General features: G+C 71.2%; 10 protein-coding genes and 1 pseudogene. 5 read left to right on the top strand and 6 right to left on the bottom strand.

Going from position 1 to position 17,796, the window contains the following annotated elements; all coding sequences use genetic code 11:
- Positions 1-323: 323 nt before the first annotated feature.
- The 3 genes from lanKC to ABZ464_RS49075 form a co-directional block, all read right to left on the bottom strand.
- The gene (gene lanKC / locus ABZ464_RS49085; RefSeq protein WP_359288934.1) at positions 324-2,930 is read right to left on the bottom strand and encodes a class III lanthionine synthetase LanKC; all 2,607 of its coding nucleotides are present in this window, start codon (positions 2,928-2,930) and stop codon (positions 324-326) included.
- Between the two features lie 365 nt (positions 2,931-3,295).
- Positions 3,296-3,748, bottom strand: coding sequence for a hypothetical protein (locus ABZ464_RS49080; protein WP_359288932.1), 453 nt, complete (start codon positions 3,746-3,748; stop codon positions 3,296-3,298).
- 427 nt (positions 3,749-4,175) lie between these two features.
- Positions 4,176-4,721 (bottom strand): hypothetical protein, encoded by a 546-nt coding sequence (locus tag ABZ464_RS49075; RefSeq protein WP_359288930.1) that lies wholly within the window; start codon positions 4,719-4,721, stop codon positions 4,176-4,178.
- A gap of 327 nt (positions 4,722-5,048) precedes the next feature.
- On the opposite strand from ABZ464_RS49075, the gene ABZ464_RS49070 reads away from it, so the two are divergent.
- A complete protein-coding gene (locus tag ABZ464_RS49070; RefSeq protein WP_359288938.1) occupies positions 5,049-5,840 on the top strand; it encodes a hypothetical protein in 792 nt (263 codons plus the stop codon).
- A 222-nt stretch (positions 5,841-6,062) separates the two neighbouring features.
- Here ABZ464_RS49070 and ABZ464_RS49065 read toward each other — a convergent pair.
- Positions 6,063-6,176: pseudogene (locus ABZ464_RS49065) on the bottom strand (IS5/IS1182 family transposase); the annotation flags it as partial.
- Between the two features lie 59 nt (positions 6,177-6,235).
- The gene (locus tag ABZ464_RS49060) at positions 6,236-9,223 is read right to left on the bottom strand and encodes an AAA family ATPase (protein ID WP_359288928.1); all 2,988 of its coding nucleotides are present in this window, start codon (positions 9,221-9,223) and stop codon (positions 6,236-6,238) included.
- Positions 9,224-9,412: 189 nt separating this feature from the next.
- On the opposite strand from ABZ464_RS49060, the gene ABZ464_RS49055 reads away from it, so the two are divergent.
- The 4 genes from ABZ464_RS49055 to ABZ464_RS49040 all read left to right on the top strand — a co-directional run bounded on the left by ABZ464_RS49055 (position 9,413) and on the right by ABZ464_RS49040 (position 15,543).
- Positions 9,413-9,874, top strand: a complete 462-nt coding sequence (locus ABZ464_RS49055) for an Lrp/AsnC family transcriptional regulator (protein WP_359288926.1) — start codon at positions 9,413-9,415, stop codon at positions 9,872-9,874.
- Positions 9,875-10,012: 138 nt separating this feature from the next.
- The gene (locus ABZ464_RS49050) at positions 10,013-12,847 is read left to right on the top strand and encodes a BREX system ATP-binding domain-containing protein (RefSeq protein ID WP_359288924.1); all 2,835 of its coding nucleotides are present in this window, start codon (positions 10,013-10,015) and stop codon (positions 12,845-12,847) included.
- Positions 12,848-13,123: 276 nt separating this feature from the next.
- On the top strand, positions 13,124-13,768 hold the full coding sequence (locus ABZ464_RS49045) for a lanthionine synthetase LanC family protein (RefSeq protein WP_359288922.1): 645 nt from the start codon (positions 13,124-13,126) through the stop codon (positions 13,766-13,768).
- The gene (locus tag ABZ464_RS49040; protein ID WP_359288920.1) at positions 13,765-15,543 is read left to right on the top strand and encodes a prolyl oligopeptidase family serine peptidase; all 1,779 of its coding nucleotides are present in this window, start codon (positions 13,765-13,767) and stop codon (positions 15,541-15,543) included. Before ABZ464_RS49045 ends, ABZ464_RS49040 begins: the two co-directional genes overlap by 4 nt.
- A 238-nt stretch (positions 15,544-15,781) precedes the next feature.
- Here the strand turns inward: ABZ464_RS49040 and ABZ464_RS49035 are convergent, their stop codons facing one another.
- Positions 15,782-17,728: a pentapeptide repeat-containing protein gene (locus ABZ464_RS49035; RefSeq protein ID WP_359288918.1), complete on the bottom strand. Its 1,947-nt coding sequence runs from the start codon at positions 17,726-17,728 to the stop codon at positions 15,782-15,784.
- Positions 17,729-17,796 lie beyond the last annotated feature (68 nt).

Raw genomic sequence — 17,796 nt, 5'->3', positions numbered from 1 at the left:
AACCCCCCCACCACAGCGGCAAACTGCGGGGGGGCCCCCCCCCCCCCCGGGCGGGGCGGCGGCCACTCGCGTGCTCAGGAGCCGACTCTCACATCGTCTCCCAGAAGCGGCTCGCGAAGAGGCTGTAGCAGGTGATGCCCGGGTCCGACTCGGTTTCCAGGGCCTGGAGGGCGAGAATCTGTGTCATGTCAGGGGTTTCCTTTCCCGGCGGGGTGACGGTCAGAACGTGACGACGTCGCTGAGGGTGCTGTCGGCGATGCTGAAGCAGGGGAACGCGCTCGCGGCGTCCTCGATCGTGAGCCGCTGGAGGGCGAGGATCTCGGTCATGGCTGACTGCCTGCGCTTTCGTGTGAGTTGACGGAACGGACGGGGTCCAGGGTGAACCAGTCGTCACCCGGGCCGTGGAGGACTCGTCGCAGTGTCAGCAGGACCCCCGCACTGCCACTGGCCAGATCGGCGCTGAACCGGAGCGAGCCCACTCCGAGCCAGCGGACGCCGTCACGGTGGGGGACGGCGTACTTGAGGAGCCCGGTGGCGATGCGCACCGCCTCCCGGCGGTCGGCGTCTTCGCGGGTGAAGTCGGCGTACTCCGCGAGGAAGTAGGCGAGTCCGGCGAATCCGCCGTGCAGTCCGGCGTGGATCGCCGAGACCTTGCGGCAGTCCGCGACGACACGGGGCAGGGCCGCGGCGCAGCGTTCGTCCGCCGTGCCGGCCGCATAGCGCAGCAGGACCGTCCCGACTCCGGCGGAGCCCGCCGCGAGATACGGCATGACGCGCCTGTTCACGCCGTTGTCGGAGAACGAGAGCGACCCGTCGGGCAGCTCCACCGCCCGGTCCAGTTCTTCGTGGAGAAGCGAGAGACCCGCTCGCAGGTACCGCTCCTCGCCGGTGTCACGGGCCAGGTGGTGCAGGAAGAGAGCCACTCCGCTGCGGCCGTGGAAGAGGCCGCGCGCGTCATGGGCGCCGAGTACCGGTCCCAGGTCGCCGGAGCGCGGCAGCGCGTCACCGGCGGCGACCGCCCGCTCCAGGTGGCGTGCGTCACCCGTACGCCGGTACAGGGCGAGCCAGGTGAGACCGACCCCGGCCTGTCCGTCGGCCAGCGTGCTGGTCGCGTCCGTCAGCGGATGGCCGTCGGCGGCCCGCAGGAGGTCGACCGCCTCGTCGAGGTGCCCCCGCTGGGCCAGGACCAGGGCGACCCCGGCGGTGCCCACCGCCAGCCCCGGCGGCAGCGCCTGTGCCGCGGTGGCCGCGTCCCGGCGCAGCCGCCTGTCGACGTCGTCGGGGATCGGTACGCCCGCTCGGTGCAGGGCGTGCACCACACCGGCGGTTCCGTAGGCCAGGCACACCGTGTTGGTGTGGAGCCCCAGCGGCGGGGGAGGGAAGACCCACTCGGGCCGGCCGGTCTCGGCCATGCCGAGCAGAGCCGTCGCGGTCCGGTCGGCGATCCGGGCCAGACAGCCCAGCGGATCGGCGTCGACCTGCTCGGGGCCGGGAAGCGCCGAGGACCCGCGCTTGACGGGAAGGTGGAAGGCGCCGGCCCGCTGCCACAGGTCGTCCGGCGCCGACGCGGTCGCCGCCAGGTCACGACGGAGCAGCGCGAGGTTGGCCGCGGTCATCCGGGGAGCGTTGTGGAACGGTGCCAGCAGGGCGAGGGTGAGTGCGGCCATGCCGTAGCGGTCCGTGAGGAGCGGTTCGGCGGGGTGGGCCGCCGTGACGTCGGGGGGCGGTGCGAATCCCGCGGTGCCCATGCGGGCGGGGGGATCGCCCACCGGCGTCACGGACTCGAAGTCGATGAGCCGGGCTTCTCCGGTGGGGGTGACGATGACGTTTCCGGGACTTACGTCACCGAACCGCAGTCCCAGGGCGTGCAGTTGACCCAGAGCCGAGTCCAGCGAGGCGAGGACGCGGCGGCAGTCGGCGTGGTAGCGGTCGACGTCCGGGCGGGGCCGGTCGGCCTGGAGGACGGGAGAAGCGCCGTTGATCCACCGCGTCAACGGGACTCCGTCGACATGCTCCATGACGAGGAAGTCGTGCTCCCACTCCGTGAACAGCTCCAGCGGCCGCGGGCACACTCCGGGAGCCGCCCGGTGAAGGGCGGTCAGGGTGTCGTACTCCTGGCGCAGCCGCCGCTTGGCATCGACGCCGTCCCAGGTGTAACCGTTGTGCGGCCGGGCCTCCTTGACGAAGACGAGGCGTCCCGTGCGGGTGTCCCTGGCCTGGTACGCCCCGCCGGCGTTGCTCGGCTGCAACACCTTGACGATCTCGTAGTCACGGATACGGATCGAGCCCTGGTGCTGCGCCGGCTCCTCGGCGACGAAGGGGTCGGTGATGCCGTCGGGCAGCGTGAAGAAGGGCAGCCGTACGTCCGTGACGTCCTGTCCGGTCCCGTCGGTGAGAAGGGGTTCCGAGGAGCCGTCGGGCAGCAGCCGGGTTCTGCGGCTGAAGGCGCCGTAACGGTAGTGGACGTTCCGGGAGTTCCGGTAGCGGCGGTCGGAGAGGACATAGGTGCCTTCCTCGTCGCGCAGGGCGTCGTCGAGGAGGGTGAGAAGCCGTGCGGCGGTATCGGTGTCCGGAGGGTAGACGGCACAGAACTTGCCCGACTGCGCCCTGGTCGCGTGCTTGTGGTGGAGGAACAGGAAGAAGAACCGTGCCGCCACGTGCTTGAACGGCACACGCTCCGAGAAACACGTGTCCGCCACCACGTCGAGGACGTCCTGCGCGCGCTCCAGGCGCGTCGACACATGGATCTTCCAGCCCTGCTCGGCCTGCCCGACCCGCGAGCCGCGCCACAGCGTCCAGATGTCCCTGTCCACTCCCCGCCAGCCCTCCGGAACACGGCTGGGCGCGAAGCGCGGACCGGGATCGGCCATCGTGCCGAGGGGGGCGTAGTACTGCTCGTCCGCGAGAGCTTCGGCCATGGCGTCGAACAAGGGCTCTGTCCTTCCGTGATCAGACGGCGAGGAGCGGCGGCAGGCACGTCAGGCCCTCCGGCCCAGACAGCCTGACGTGCCGTCGGCACTGCCGCCGACGCTCGTCGAGGCGTTGGAGAAAGCCCTCCGGATCCGTCTGCAGGGGCTCCGGAGAGGTTGTCCCCCCCGGCTCTGGCAGAACGCTAGGCTCGGCGGGTTCGGCAATGGTCAAACGCCGGTATGCGAGCGCCATCGCCGGCCGGCCCGTGCGACGGCCCTGGAAAGGCCGGTCCGGCCTTTCGCCGCCCCCGATCCTGATCACGGCCGTGCCACGCGGGCGGGACATGGCCTCCTCGCGCAGTGCTGTGCTCCGGAACGAATCGGCCTCAGTTTCCGTAGCGCCTACGGAGATCCTCGGTGTTGGACGACATGACGGCCTCGGCCTCTGTGACCGCCTCGGTGAACGGGCGTTCGGTCTGCGGGTCGAAGGCGATCAGTCCGGTCTCCCGCTCGACGATCGAGACGATCGCCGCGATCATCTCGAAGGCCAGGCCGGCAGCCTCCCTGGTGTGCCAGTACGGGATGGTCAGGCTGACCTCGTCACCGATGATCGACAGCTCGATGCCCGTGTCGTCGTGGCTGAGCTTGCGTGTGCGTGCTCCTCGGGAGAACTCCACTTGGCCCAGAGCCTCGGTCAGGTGAGGCACCATCCGCTCCCAGGCGTCGATGAGCGCTTTCGGAAGATCCGGGGCCGCCTCCGCCGCCTCTTCCAGTTCCTCCGCGAGTTCGTCCCAGTCGAGAACGGGACGAGGCCGCACGAAGTAGATGTCGTAGCTCACGTGAACTCCCACGAATATCCGGTGGCCGGCGCGAGTCGCCGCCGCGGCGGACGTGAATGTGTTTGCGGTGTCGGCCCTTCCGCCCTCGGGGGCCGGATCAAGCTCATGGGCGGATGTCCAGGTCGCGGGCGCCCAATGCGGTCCGATGTGTGCGGCCGGAGGACGAGGAGTCGGGGCCGGGCGGCATGCCCATCCCGGCAACTCGATCAAGCGGGAGTGCCGTCGGCCTGGATCTCGCAGAGCTCACCGCCGAGCTGCCCAGGACCGAACGGGAGGCGGCCTTCCAACTGGGCCCTCCTGATCCTGGCTTCGGCGTCGTCGTGGAGCCACGGCCCACCAGATCGACCTCCCGGACGATCACCGCCAGGGTTCGCTCCCTCGTCCGAGTCCCGGATGCCTTCATGACGGGAAAGCGCGGCACCTTCTTTCAGGACAGGTCGGCCAGGAGCCCGATCTCTGGCGCCAGCGCTCCGGGCTGGCCGAGGGACCGGAAGTCCTCCTCGACCGCCGCCAAGTCGAGGACACCGGCACGGACGGCCCGGTGCCGGACGACCGACCACAGGAAGACGTCGAGGTTCTCGTACCGCGTGTGGGCTTCTATCACCTGCTCTTCGTGGAACCAGAGCGCGACCCGGCCGTCGGTCAGGACGACGTAGTAGTTGCCGCCGCCGTCGCAACCGATGGACCACACGTCGTCATCGGAAAGCCGCGTCGTGTAGTCGGAGTCCAGGATCTCGCAGTCGTTGGCCTCGAACTCGAAGCCGTACGACCAGTCGGCGATGTCCAGGAGATCCGCCATGGCTCCCGAGCGGACCCTGCGGTCGAAACCGGCCAGCGCGGTCGCGGCGTCGTGCGGGAGCCGGGCCAGGAACGGTTCCACCGGGCGTACCGGCTCCGAGAACTCGACCCGAGGCTCGTCGGGGAACCAGCGCGACACATCGGCGTCCAGATCGTGATCCACATAACCGGACAATTGGTCAACGGTAAGAGGCATAGGGGGAGGTTAACCGGCGGAAATCGAGCAGCGCCCCACCTGCTCACCGGTTAGGTACGGGATTAGGTGCTTCCACTGAACCTCTTGCATTCCGGTGCGCGTCCTCGGCTTGTCCGGCAGTCGTACGACGGCGGTGCACTGAGGTTCCCGTCGACCCCGCACTCGATGACGCTGACGCCGAGTGGACGGCTGGTGGTGGGCTACGGCGGGGAGCTCGCGGTGCTGGCTCGCCGCTGATGGCACGTCACCCGTCCTGGCCCGGGGTGCGCCGGCTACGCGCCATTACGCTCTGTCATGCTTTGGGGAATGAGGCACCAGCAGATCCTGGACAAGCTCGCGGCTCGGGAGACCGTCCAGGCGATGAACGAGGATGTGGCCCGGTGGACCGGCGAGCAGATGTCATACCGCGGCCGCTCGCGCGCAGAGGTCGAGAAGGCGGTGATAACGCCGGTTCTCGCCCGTTGGCGTTGCCTGTTCGACGCAGCTGACGCCACGGCGGCGGCCAAGGATGTCGGGTGGGTGGCGCTGGCCACATTGCTCCACAAGTACGGATTCCATGAGAGTGCCATCACCGCGAAAGCCCTGACCTCGGTGGACGAGCTCAACCGTCACGTCGTCCTGTCCGACGCGTTCGAAAGGCAGTCCCCGGCGATCAAGGCATTGCTGCGGTCGGCGCCGACACCGCTGACGCGGCGACCGCGAAATACCAGAACGGTCACCTTCCTACGCCCTGGCGACGTTGTCTCCATCCAGCTCGCCGGCCGCTTCCACGCCGCCTTCGTCCACGAGCTGCACGGCGCGAACGAATTCCCGGTGATCGAGTTCTACGCCGGCTCCTTCAGCCACCCGCCCACCATGGCACAACTGGCAGGCCGGCCGACGGCCCGAGCAGGCGCTCGCGCCCGCTTCGGCGTTGCGGGCCTTACCTACCTTCCGGACCCCGCCCAGCAAGTGAAGGCACTGGCCTCGCAGCACTCCAAGGCCCCGCATGGAGGCGATCCTCAGCCGGGCGGCGGCCTGTGGAGCCTGACTGACATCATCGACCTGCCAGGGGCCACGGCGGCACTCTTCAACGATGACCGGGAGCCGTACCTTTGAACCGGAGGTCGGGCCCGGCCCCGAAGGACTCCGAGCGACCCACCACTTGGGAGTCACACGATTTGGTGAGAGGCGAGGCACCGCGCATCGGGGGCCCGCCGGGGCAGTTACTGGCTTCATCGGTGACGTTACGTAATTGACTACGCACATCGCTCGGTGGGGGCATCGGGTCGGCGGTCGCGTGTCGGAGGGGGCTGGTTGGATCCGGGCATGTCTGAGGTTCGCAGGGATCGGTGCTTTCTCGCCCTTGTGGGCGATGCGGCCCTGCAGGCCGAGCTTGGCCAGCAGCGTGCGGGTGTTGTCGCTGGCGTAGCCGGCATCGAGGTTCACGGTGATCTGCCAAGGCGTACTGGTCACCGCCCAGGTCACCATCGCTCGGTGACCCGGCGGAGGTGTCAGAGGCCGGGCTCCGGACCGGCGTTCGGCAGTGCGGCGACCAGTGCGACCCGGGAGCGTACGCCTGCCTTGCGGAAGATGCGGGTGAGGTGGGCCTCGACCGTCTTGGGCGAGACGACGAGGAGGCGGGCGATGTCGTTGTTGGACATGCCGAGGGCCACCATGCGGACGATCTCCCGCTCCCGCTCCGACATCTCCGGCAGCGGTGTTTCCGCCTCCCGCGCCGGGCGCGGTCGACGGGCGCCCAGTCGGCGCTGGACGTCCACCGCTTCCCGGTAGAGGCGGCGCGCCCCCGAGGTCTCCGCGAGCGATTTCGCGCGATTGGCCTGCTCCAGCGCCTGATCCAGCTCATGCGTCTGGTCGCGGGATCCGCGTGAGGCGAGTTCCGTGGCGAGCAGCAGCCTGGCCCGGCACTCCATCGGGACCAGTCCGCCGGTCTGGAAACCGGAGACCGCCTCCCGCAGCGGGCCGACGGGATCCGGGGTGCTGTGGGCCCGCGCCAGGGCGGCGTACCCACGCTGTCCGGGCAGGCCCAGCAGATCCGCGTCGAAGGATGCCCGCCGCGCCCATTCGGCGGCCTGGTCGCGGTCGCCCAGAGCTGCCGCGGACCGGGCGGCGTGGGAGTACCAGATCGGTGTGATGGACCGGGCGGTGCCGGGATGCCTGTCGTGCTCCATGGCCGACCGGATCAGCTCCAGGCTCTCGCCGGGCCGGCCCTGGTCGAGCCGGATATCGGCGAGTACGCCGGCGGTGACCGCCCAGAGTCTGCCGCCCGCGCCGAGTTCCTGCACCGCCCGCTCCGCGATCGGCGTGGCGACGTCCGGGCCGTCCAGCAGCGCGGTGGCCCAGGCGCGCAGGGCCAGGGCGAAGCCGAGCAGGGCCGGCCGCCCCATCCGGTGGGCGTCCTCCTCGGCGGCGTCGGCCGACCGCAGCGCGTCCGTGAGCCGGCCGACGCTGACGCTGGCGTAGGCGTGCGCGAGCCCCAGGTACGGCAGGACGAACAGCTGCCCAGTGGTCCGGGCGAGCCGGATCCCGCGCGCCGTGTGGCGCAGCGCGTCGTGATGCCGCTCGGCGAGGGCCTCGGCCCAGCCGAGTTGGGAGACGGTGTCCAGGTGCGCGGTGAGTTCGGTGTCTCCCGTCGAGTCCACCTGCGCACCGGCCTCCCGGGCCCGGTGCAGCAGCGTGGGCACGTCTCCTGCGAAGGCGCTGCAGTGAGTGAGGCGGACGGTGGCCGCCATCCGCAGGTGGCGGTCGTGGACCTCGGTCGCGTGCCGCAGCACCTCCTCGGCCAGTGCCCGTGACCGGGGGAACGCGCGGCGCAGGAGGCTGACCGTGGACAGTTCCAGACGCAGCGGGCTGCTCAGTTCGGCGCCGTCGGCGCCGCCGCCCTCGCCTTTGGCCAGCAGGGCGAGTTCGGCGGTGAGCAGGGACTCCGCCCGGCCGTAGTCGCCGAGATGGCGTTCGACCATGGCGTGGAACGCCACGAGTTCCGTGTCCACCCTGGTGTGGGGTGCGTCGGGCGGCCGTGGGATGCGGCGCAGCAGTTCCCGGCATTCGCGCAACTGTCCGATGGCTCCGAGCGAGCGTGCCAGGGACGTCGTCAGCCGCACCCGCAGCCCCTCTCCGTCCTCACGGATCAGGCTCAGTGCCGTTCTCAGCCAGGACGCGGCCGCCTCGGAATCCGTGTCACACACCTGCTCGGCCGCCTCCGTCAGCAGGCGGACCGCGTCCTGGTCGCCCGGTTCGGCGCACCGGGCGACGTGCGGAGCGCGGTGTACCGGGCCGGCGCCCGCTTCTCGGAGGACGTGGTCGGCGCGCGCGTGTGCGGCCCTGCGCCAACCGTGCGGCGCGCCACGGTAGACGACGGCGCGCAGCACCGGATGCCGCAGACGGCACCGCCGTACCTGGGTGTGGTCGGCACGGACCAGGTCCAGGGCGATCAGCCGGTCGAGCGCCCGCGTGGTGTCCGCCGGCTCCCGGTCTGCCAGTTCGGCCAGGTGTGCAGGGTCGAACTCCTCGCCCAGCACGGCGGCGGCGCGCAGGACGTCCTGCTCCACGGCGTCCAGCGGGGCGAGTTCACGGGCCACCACGGTCGCCGCCGCCATGACCGCCTCGTCCGACAGGACCCATGGAGCGATCCCACCAGGTGGCACGAGCGGTCCCGGTGACCGGGACAGCACCCGCAGGTAGAGCGGATTGCCGTCGGCGGCCTCGTACAGGAACCTCTGCCGTTCTGCGGTCGCTTCGAGGCCGGACAGCTCACCGGCCATGCCGCGCGGCAGTGGCCCCAGTTGCAGCCGTTCCACCCTGAAGGCGTCGTCCGGATCGGCCAGGCACGCCGTCAGCGCCGAGGACCGCTGTCTCGGCCGTACGGAGCACGCGAGGATCAGCGAGGTCCCGGGTCGGGGATGACGCAGGAGGTGGCTCAGCAGCTCGACGGACTCGTCGTCGGCCCACTGGAGGTCGTCGAGGCTGAGGGCCAGACGACGACCGTCACCGGCCGCCGCCCACAGGAGATCCGCGATACATCGACGCAGCCGTGCCCTGTCCCGGTCCGGGGGACCGGGCGCCGGTCGGTCCTGGCCCTCTCCCGGTCCCGGGTCCCCTCCATCCCCCGCGTCTTTCCCGTGTGCGGCCGCGAAGCAGCGGAGCAGTAACGCCCGGTCCTCCGCGCAGATCGCTTCGGCCACGCCGGGAAGTTCCAGGGCCCGGACGACCGGTGCTCGGAAGACCCCGAACAGCTGCTGCCGGTCCGCTCCCGTCACCCTCCCCGACAGGACGGTCAGTCCGGCCCGTTCCGCCAGCCCGCTCCATTCCGCCAGCAGCCGGGTCTTGCCGATGCCGGGGTCTCCGGTGATCTCCAGCAGCCAGGGCCCCGGGTGCGTACGAGTGGTGAGGACCGTCCGTAGCCGTCCGGTCTCCCGCTCACGGCCGATCAGGGGATCTTCGCCGACGGATGATCGCGCTTGGTCCAAGAGCGTGCCCAACAGTGTCTCCCTCTGCACAGTGGTCAGCTGCGAGCCCAGCTTCATCGAACATGGATGCGAATACGTCAGGAGAAGCACGTAATCGCGGCACGTAATCCCCCGCGCCGTCGATGAGGGCGCACATCCGGCCCGCCGCCGCCGAGTTGCTACGGTCGCGTCCGGACGCCCGGGGAGAGGAAAGAGGACCACGTGACGGCCCGTATCGAGCTGGACGCATTCGACAAGAGTCTGATCCGGCTGCTCCAGCAGGACGGCCGCGCCTCCTACACCGACCTGGGGAGGGAGGTGGGGCTGTCCGCTCCGGCCGTGCGCGCCCGTGTGCAGCGCCTGACGGAGCGGGGCCTGCTGGGGTTCGCCGCGGTCACGGATCCGCTGAAACTCGGACTGCCCGTCATGGCGCTGCTCGGCATCAAGATCGACGGTGGGCTCCCGGACATCATCGACGCGCTGGAAGGGATCGACGGCGTGATCTATCTCGTGTCCACGGCCGGCTCCTGCGACCTGTTCGCGGAGGTCGTCTGCCGGACCATGGACGAGCTGTCCGCGATCATCAACGACCGGATCCGCACCATTCCGGGGGTGCGCGCCGTGGAGTCCTTCCCGTACTTCGGAATCCATGTGCACCGGTTCACGTGGGACATCCCTGACTGAAGCGACAGTGGAACGCCTAGGTGGCGATGGAATCAACGCACAGATGCGTGTGTTGCTTCAGAAACGGAAGTCGAGCAAAGTGTTTTGCAACTGTATGGTTGTCGCATTCAGCGCCCTGTGACCGGGAGGACGGCGCTCATGGCCGTAGTGCCCAATTCGGCAGCCGGAGAGCGCCTCGTCGGGCGGGAGACGGAACTCTCCTTGCTCACGCGAACCCTGGAGGCGCTGGCACGGGGTCGGGGCTCGGTCGTCGAGATCTCCGGCGAACCGGGCATCGGGAAGACCTGCCTGACCAGGACGCTCGTGGACCTGGCCGCGCAGAGGGGAATCCCCGCGGTCCGCGCCCACGCCCTGCGCGGTGACACCGCCTCGTTGCAGGTGTTCCGTGACGCCTGGGAGTCACGGCGGGCGGCCGACGGAGCCCGGCAGCCGTTCGACGAGGTCGGTGACCGGCCCGCCGACTGGGCCGCGGGCTGCGTCGTGGTCCTCGACGACGTCCATCTGTGCGATCCGGCATCGACGGCGCTGCTCGTGCGGCTGGTTCGTTCCGTGGTGCCCGCACCCTTCCTGCTCACTCTCGCCCATCGCCCCGCGCAGACCGCCCCCGAACTACGGGAAGCGCTGGACGACGGAGCGCGGGCGGGCACGGTGACGCGTATCGAACCGAGCCCTCTCGACCCCGACGCCGTGGCCGCGCTGCTGGCCGACCGGAGCGCCCCGAGAGACTCGGGAGCGCGCACCCCGGCGGCGCTCCAGGAGTTCGCGATCCGGTTGTGCGCCGCGGCCGAGGGCAATCCGCGTTACGTACGCCTGCTCGTCGCGGCGGACTGGCAGCCCGGACACTGGCCCGATCGCCCGGGCACCGACACCGCCGGACTGCTGCGCGAGGCGAAACCACTGATCGCCGAGTTCGACGCGCTTTCGCCGCAGGCGGCGACCACAGCGTCGGCGGCGGCCGTGACCGGCAGCCCGTTCCGGCCCGAGGACATCGCCCACATCTCCGGCCTGGGGATGGACAGCACTCTCGACGCGCTCGCCGAACTGGAGCGGACGGACCTGGTGCGCGCGGCCGACTGGAAGGGCGGCCTGGCCTTCCGGCATCCCGTCGTCGGCCACGTCGCGCACGAGCGAGCCGGCCTGTCCTTCCGGCTGCGCGGCCACCGCCGTGCCCTGGAACTCATCACCGGTCGGGGCGGGCGGGTCCGTGAACGGGCCCGGCACGCCGAGTACCTGCTGGGCACCGACGCCGCACTCGCCGCGCGCACCCTGGCGGACGGGGCCGCGGAGATCGCCGCTCAAGAACCGGCGACCGCCGCGTACTGGCTTCGGCTGGCCCTGGAGTCCCTGCCCGACGGGAGAGCGGATTCCACCGGCCGCAACGAGCTGGAACTCGCCCGCTGTCGTGCGCTGATCGCCGCGGGCCAGCTGGACGAGGCCCGCACCCGCGCACACGAACTGCTGGGGCGCCGGCCCGCGGCCCTCAGCGAGCGGCAGCTGCTCCAGGCCCACGCCGTCTGCGTGGGCGCCGAGCGACAGCTCGGCCGATACGCGGAGGCGGCGGCCATCGCCGACGCCGCCCTCGGCCTGCTGCCCAGACCACTGCCCGATCCGCTGCCGGCCGAAGTCGCCGAACTGATCATCGAGCACGGACTGGTCCATGTCCTGCGCGGTACTCACGACCAGGCACGGGCCCTGCTCCGGGAAGCCGTACGGACGCCGAGCGAGGCGGATGGGACGAGCGAGGCGGATCGCACCGTACTGCGGGTCCTCGACGCCCTCTGCGTCACTCACGCCGGTGACCTCGACGAGGCCATCGAAAACGTCAGGCACTGCGCCAGGCTCGTGGACGCGCTTCCGGATCCGCTCGCCGGCCGAACGCCGGAGACCCTCGCCCTGCTGGGCAGCGCCGAGCTCTACCTGGAGCGGTTCACCGACGCGGCCCGCCACCTCGGCCGCGGGCTGACAGCCGATCACAGCGGTCCCCAGCGGCCCATCCTGCTCCACCGGCTCCTCGGGCTCGCCATGGCCGAGCAGTGGACCGGTCACCTGGACGCCTCCCAGCGCTACGCCAGGGAGGCCGAGAACCTCGCCCGCTCCATGGGGGTGCGGCCCGCAGTCGCCCTGGCACAGGCGATCCGCGCGACGACCCTCGTCTGGGCCCGTGGCGGGGAGTACGCCGACGAGGCCGTAGCGCTCGTCGAGGAGGCCACCAGCGCCACCCCGCCCGGACACAGTTGGTGGACGGCCTCGGCGACGGGACTGCTGGCACAGGCCCGGTTCCTCGCCGGTGACGCCGCCGGCTGCCGGCGGACCCTGCTGGACAGCGCGGGCAGCAGGCGATTGCCTCAAGTCCGGCCCTTCTCCCGGCCCTTCCTGCTGGCCCTTCTGGCCACGGCCACACTGGAGCGCGGGGACCGCGAGGAGGCAGAGCGTCTGGTCGCAACCGCCGAAGCGGAGGCCCGGCGGCTCGGACTGCCCGTCCAGGACGCCCACGCACGGTGCGCCCGCGCTCAGCTCCACATGAGCGACGGCGAACACGACGCGGCGGCCAAACTCTTCGCACTCGCCGCGGAGGCGTTCCAATCCGCGGGCATGCCGGTGCAGTACGCCTGGACTCTCGTGACCAGCGCCCCCGCCGTCCACGAGGCACACGGCCCGGCCGAGGCTCTCGGCCGCCTCGACGCCGCCGAGGCGATCGCACGCTCCCGCACCGCACTGCTCGTACGAGAGCGCGTCACCCGCATGCGCGCCGAGCTGTCGAAAGACGCCCGGGGCGCACACCCCCTCGGCCTGCTCAGCGACCGCGAACGGGAGATCGTCGATCTGGCCACCGCGGGGTTGCGCACCCGCGAGATCGCCGAACGGCTCTTCCTCAGCCCCCGCACGGTGGAGACACACCTGTCCCGCATCTACCGCAAACTCGACGTCTCGTCCCGGCTCGCGCTGTCCGACCTCGTGCGTCGGACCGGGTAGGTGCACGGGGTCAGGGGCCCGGTGGGTCGGGTTTCGGCGAACCGAGCACGCGCGCCGTTCATCCGGGTGCCGACGCCCTGATCGGCACCGCAGGCGATGCCCTGGACGAGCGCTGAGGGTGGACAGGATCCTCCCCTGCGAAACAGAGCTGATCCTCACTGCCGCGGCCGGCACGGCCTTACCCGACGCCGAACAGGCCATCGAGCACCGTCATCCCGGCGCAATCGATAGGGGTTTCCCCAATGCTGCGGGAGGCGGCGATGCGAAGAATCGACCGTGTTCGCGGGAAGGGGCGGCCGTGGGACGGCTCCAGCATTTCCTGCGGAGTTCCGCGCACGCTCGATCTTGGAGTTCCTTGTGGTGCTGGGCAGTCCTGAGGCTGGAGACAGGGGTGCCACCCTGACGGGCGCGGCTGAACGCGGTGCCTGGGGGACACGCTGGCGCACCGAGCGAGACGCGGAGAACGGCACCGGCATGCTGTACCACCTGTGCAGCGGCGCCTCCGGGATCGGCACCTTCCTGATCCGGCTGTGGCGTGCCACCGGCGAGGACACCCTGAGGGCACCGGCCGAGGAGGCGGCGACCGCCGTCCACCGGGCGCGTACTGTCACCGGGACCGCCGTCTGCCACGGGCTGGCCGGGAACGGGGACTTCCAGCTCGACATGGACCAGGCCCCGGGCGGACCGTACCGCGCCATGGCCGGGGACCTCGCCGTCGTCCGGTACGCCCGGCGCACCCTGCGCGACGGTCGTGCGCTTGTCCCCGACGACAGCGGGACGGGTGTCACCGTCGACTGCGGTGTCGGGCCGGCCGGGGCCGTCTCCTTCCTGCTGCGCATGAGGAAGGGCGGTCCGCGCCCGCTGCTCGACGACGCCGGAGAGCCCGCACAGGCCACCGCGTTCGAAGGGGTGCCCGCATGACACCCCGAACCATGCACCGCGACTGCAGCGCGTTCTCCCCGAACGGGCTGCGGGCGGTCTGCGTCGCCAACGACGAGGCCGGCGCCCGCCATCTGGAGACGTGGGAGCTCACCGTGGCCGGCCCGCGCAGAAGACTGCGGGTCGCCCTGGACCCGGACCTGCCCCTCACCCAGTGTGTGGCGCTCGACGACGGCCGGGCCCTGCTCTCCTGGCGGGAGCCTGACGGAGTCCAGTACGTCGACCTGTTCGACCAGGCAGGCGGACGCCGCCCGCTCGGCCCCTGCCCGGCACCACTGCGTCTGCTGTCGGCCCCGGACCTGCCCGGCTGGGTCGCCGCGGCCATCGCGTACGGTGCCGACGACCACTCCACGGTGTTCCGGGTCGGGCACCACGAGCCCTGGCTCACCCCCGTCACCCGGGTGCCAGGACGGCTGGGCGGCGCGGCGGTGGTCGGCGGCTGCCTGGCGGTCACCGCGGTGGTCGACGGGACACCGACTCCCCTGCGGATCGACCCCACCGCACCCGAGGGCTGCCGGGTCACCCCGCTCACCGGCGCGGGTACCGCAGCCCGCGTCCTGCTGTCCCGCGCGGGCCGGGTGCTGCTGGCCATGGACACCGACGCCGGTTCGCGCCTGGGATGGGCGACCGGCACCGCCGTACGTCTCCTGGACGGGCCGTGGACCGCGGATGCGACCGTCACTCCGCTGGCTCTGGACCCGACGGGAGGCGTCCTCGCCGCCGCGGTGGACCGGGGCGCGCGCTCCGAACTCGCCCTGTACGACCTGGAGTCCGGTGCCGCTCGCCAGGTTGCCTCGCCCCCTGGCGTTCTCGGGCCCGAGGCGGCCTGGACCGACCGGGGCTTGTGGCTGCCGTTCTCCGGCCCGGCAAGGCCCACCGTCTTCGGCTGGGTGGGACCAGGGGAGAGTGAACTGTGGTGGGTCGCCGCCCTGCCCAAACGGCATCCCGCCCGTCTGGAGACACTGCCCGGCGCGGTGGGTTCCGTCGAAGCCGTGGTCTACGGACCGGACTGGCGTGGCGGCGCTCCGGTGGTGATCGCGCTGCACGGCGGACCCGACCGGCACTGGACGCTCGGCTACGACGCCCTGTTCCAGCTGTTCGCCGACGCCGGCCTCGCCGTGATCGCGCCCAACCAGCGGGGCAGCACGGGCTACGGACGCGAACACGCCGATGCCATCCGGGGCGCATGGGGCGGACCCGATCTCGCCGACATCCGTGCCCTGCGTGCTTTCGTCGACGGAACGCGTGGACCGGGCGTGCCCCGGCCGGCGGTGTACGGCACCGGCTACGGCGCCTTCCTGGCCGTGCTGGCGACGGCCGCCGACCCCGAGGGCTGGTCGGGCTGCGTGGCTGTGGCGCCGTTCAGCTCGGTACCGGCGCTGTACGCGAACGGCTGTCCGTCGACCCGCCGTCTCATCGACCGACTGGCAGGCCACGGTGACATGGACGACGCGCTCGGACCACGCGACCTGCTACGGCTGGCCCCGCGCGTCCGCACGAGGATGCTCCTCCTGCACGGACGGCTCGACGAGACCGTCCCCGTGTCCCACACACGCGCGCTGGCGCACCACCTGATCGACGCGGGACACGGCCATGTCACCTACCGGGAACCCGCCGACCGGGGCCACACCGCTTCCGGCGCCCTCGCGAGCGCCCCGCAGGCGCGTGAGATCACAGACTTCCTGGCCCGGCCCGACACCGCACGACCGGTGCCGAACTCGCCCGCACGGCAAGGGAGGCGGGCGCCGACACCGTGATCGGACGTCTCTGCGGCCAGGACGCCGAACTCGGCGACCCGGCGACGCCGTTGTCCGCCGGAGAGCGTCAACTGCTGGTCCGCGCATGGGCCTTCGCGTCACCGGCCCGCGTCGTCATCCTCGACGAAGCGGCTGCGCACCCCGCACTGGGAGACCCACCCACAGGGACACTGCTGCTGTCAACGGGCGGCGCCGGACCACGGCGCCCCCCCCGTAGCGGCACTGTGCCGTCCATGGGTCACGGTGTTTCGAGCGCGCCCAGCAGCAGGGTGACGACGCGGGTGACTGCGGACCACTGTCCCGGACTGAGTTCGGGGTAGTCCTCGGCGACGGAGGCCGGGACGGGAATGTCCTCCATACGACACGCCACGTCGGAGACGAGTATGCCGGTGCCGGTGATCCTCAGTCCGGATCTCTCCCGCTCAGGGGCATACGGGGGCCCCGGCACAGAGCCGTACTCCAGGTGCTCGGCGCAGGCAAGGTTGTCGGGGCTCTCCGAGTACGCGGTCAGCAGGGCATTGCGGAATCCGGTGGTGATGTCGGTGGAGGCCCCGGTGCCTCTGGCTCCCAGCAGCATCCGGATGAGGTCCTGGCCGGTTCCGGTCGCGCGTACGGCGTCGTCGGTGTGGAAGAGGCAGTGCCGCAGCCCCTCACACCAGAAGAGCGAGGCGCCGGAGAAATCGGCACGTCCGTGGAAGGAAGCGCGCCCGCCGCGTGAACCCTCCAGGCAGAAGACGATGCCGGAGCCGGACGCCCCGGTGCCGAACGAGGCGTCCGCGAACGTCGTGCTCCCGTGGAACTGTGTCCCGGTGAAGTCTCCGTGAGCCAGTCGGCATCCACTGACGTCGAAGTCGATCAGTGTGGCCCCGGAGAGCCGTAGGCGCATGTCCTCCCAGAACGGTCGGTCGGCGGAGGGACGCGTACGGTCGGCGAGCAGCCGCTGAGCGGCACGTCGCATCCGCACGTCGGCGAACTGGGAAGGGGTGAGCGCGAAGGTGTCGGCGGTGACCTCGAAGGCCAGCGGCGTGCGCAGGTACGCACAGACAGTGTCGATCACACGCTGCCTGAGATCGGGCCGGCTGTCCCCGAGTGCACCGAGGACACGCAGGCCGTCGAGGCGGACCTCGGGGTCGGGGTCGGCGAGTTGACGATGGTACGGCGCGACGGACGCGTCGGGGACCAGCCGCCGGTGACCCTCCCGGCCGGCGCCCGGCGTGGCCGCGGTCCAGCCAAGGGGCCAGTCCTGCCTCTCGGCGCCGTTCGCGTCGGAAAGCCGGGCACCGGTGAGATCGGCCGCAGGCTGCGTGAGATGGACACGTCCGCCGAAGACGGCCCGCTGGAACAGCGCCTGGCCGCCGAAGCGCGCCTTCCAGAACCAGGCGGCTCTCGCGAACCGGGCTTCTGTGAAGGACACGCGGTCGTTGAAGCGCGCCCCGTCGCCGCCTTCCTCCCAGGTCTCGTAGTCGACGGCCAGGGGCCAGTGCGGATCATCCTCGTTCGGTTCGTCCCAGGCGACCGGACGCCGTGCCTCGGCCCCTTCCCACGCCGACCCGTTCTCGAGGAGTTCGTCCCCGGCGAGCTCGTCCTCGCCCCGTCCGAACCACGCGACATCCTGGAAACAGGCGCCCGAGAAGTCGGCGCACGCCCGGAACCTGGCCCGCCCGAACTCGGCCGCGTCGCCGAACCGGACACCTGAGAAGCACGCCTCCTTCTCGAAGACCGCCCGCTGGAACAGCGCCTCCCCGGCGAAGCAGGCACCGTCGAACACGCACCCGTCACGAAAGTGCGCGTCCACAAAGCGGGCCCGGCCGAAACGGCAGCCGCTGAAGTCGACGTCCGGCAGCACGGCACCGGTCAAGTCGATGTCGAGACACTCCCCGCAGCCGGTGCCGCACCCGGCGCCCGCCGTGACACCTGCGGGTACATCGCCGGTGGCGGGATGCCGGCGCGCCAGAACGGCGAGCACCGCGGCTGCCTCCACCCTCACCCCCACGCAGTCGTCAGCGGCTTGCGCGGTGAAGCCGCGCAGGTAGCGGCAGACGACGTCGGCCACGGCCTGCCGCCGCGCGGGATGTTTCCGGGCCAGCGCCTCCAACTCCCGCAACGCGGTCAGGTGCACATCGGGGTCCGGTCCGGCCAGGCGGCCCGCGGCGTGCCGGCAGGCCTCGGAAACGTCCGGTCGCATTCTCGGCGGTCTCCTTGTGGTCGACATTTCTGATCACAACATACCGAACACATGTCTGACGGCTGGTG

Source organism: Streptomyces sp. NPDC005820, from assembly GCF_040630255.1.
In the GTDB taxonomy this organism is placed as follows: Bacteria; Actinomycetota; Actinomycetes; order Streptomycetales; family Streptomycetaceae; genus Streptomyces.
Note: the sequence above shows the minus strand (reverse complement) of the source record. Positions and strands in the feature narration are given on the sequence as shown.

Coding starts and splice junctions, on each gene's coding strand:
- ABZ464_RS49070 (WP_359288938.1), top strand. CDS start 5,049: ATGAGGCACCAGCAGATCCTGGACAAGCTCGCGGCTCGGGAGACCGTC.
- ABZ464_RS49050 (WP_359288924.1), top strand. CDS start 10,013: ATGGCCGTAGTGCCCAATTCGGCAGCCGGAGAGCGCCTCGTCGGGCGG.
- ABZ464_RS49040 (WP_359288920.1), top strand. CDS start 13,765: ATGACACCCCGAACCATGCACCGCGACTGCAGCGCGTTCTCCCCGAAC.
- ABZ464_RS49035 (WP_359288918.1), bottom strand. CDS start 17,728: ATGCGACCGGACGTTTCCGAGGCCTGCCGGCACGCCGCGGGCCGCCTG.